General features: G+C 64.7%; 1 protein-coding gene and 1 pseudogene. Both read left to right on the top strand.

Annotated elements, in window-relative coordinates; all coding sequences use genetic code 11:
• On the top strand, positions 1–1,098 hold a 1,098-nt coding region (locus X803_RS21480), incomplete at its 5' end, for an ERAP1-like C-terminal domain-containing protein (RefSeq protein ID WP_035778491.1).
• 81 nt (positions 1,099–1,179) lie between these two features.
• Positions 1,180–1,308 (top strand): annotated as a pseudogene (locus tag X803_RS22760) (OsmC family peroxiredoxin); the annotation flags it as partial.

The following is a 1,308-nucleotide window of genomic DNA, read 5'->3' as shown; positions in this document are numbered from 1 at the left end:
TCACACCGGCTGGCCATCGGTTTTTACAATCTGACCGACGGCGGGAAGCTTGAACGGTCCAACAGGGTGGAGCTGGATGTGTCCGGCGAACGCACCGAGGTTGGGGAACTGGTCGGTTTGCAGAGGCCGGATCTCGTGCTTCTCAACGATGACGACCTGGCCTACGCAAAGATCCGCCTCGATGATTCCTCCCTCCGGACCGCCACCCGGCACCTCCGGGACTTCAGTGCATCTCTGCCGCGCACGCTGGTATGGGCCTCGGCCTGGGACGCCGCCCGTGACGGTGAAACGCCGGCGCGCAACTATGTCGAACTGATCCTGCAGAACATCGCCTCGGAATCGGATTCCTCCGTGGTCCTGGTACTCCTGCGGCAGCTCGCAACCACCCTGACGTACTACGTCAATCCCGAGGACCGGCAGGAGATGGAAATCGCGGCCGCCGACAGCCTGTGGGAACTTGCGGAAGGTGCCGATGCAGGGTCCGATTCGCAGCTTCAGTTCGTGAAGGCGTTCGCGGTGCACGCGCAGTCCCCCGGGCAACTGGACATCGTCGAGAAAATCCTGGACGGCTCAGGCGCACCCGACGGCCTGACCGTCGATGCGGACCTCAGATGGGAGCTTCTGACGAGCCTCGTGGTCGGCGGCCGCAGGGGCCAGGAACATATTAATGCGGAGCTTGAACGGGACGCGACGGCCACCGGCGCACTTGCCGCCGCCCAGGCGAAGGCGGCCATCCCCACTGCCGAGGCAAAGAGGGAAGCGTGGGCCGCGATCGTCGAACGTTCCGACATGCCGAACGCCGCGCAGCGTTCAGCCATCCAGGGCTTCACGCGGGTGCATGACACTGCCCTACTGGAGCCTTTCGCGCCACGGTACTTCAGCTCGGCGAAGGAGGTCTGGGCCAACCGCACCCATGAGATCGCCCAGCAGATCATCGTGGGGCTCTACCCTTCCCGGCTGACCACCCAGGCAACGCTCGATGCCACGGACGAGTTCCTGTCGACACTGGACGCTGACCTGTCCTCCCTCCGCCGGCTCACGTTGGAGAACCGGGACGGCGTGGCCAGGGCGCTCCGAGCGCAGGCCGCAGACCGGTAGCAACGCCGTTTTGCACAGCGGTCCTGTTGGCCCGGAAAGGCGTCCCTGCTATTACCGGGCCAACAGGTGTAATTTGTGCCTATGAACCTCTCCGAGCATCACTATCTGGTACGCGTCGAGTGGACCGGGAACCGAGGTGACGGCACCACCTCCTACCGGTCCTACAGCCGGGACCATGACATTTCGGCGGCCGGCCTGCCGCTGATCGCC

The organism is Arthrobacter sp. 35/47, from assembly GCF_000520475.1.
Lineage (GTDB): Bacteria > Actinomycetota > Actinomycetes > Actinomycetales > Micrococcaceae > Arthrobacter_D > Arthrobacter_D subterraneus.
This window is presented reverse-complemented; position numbering and strand designations above follow the sequence as displayed.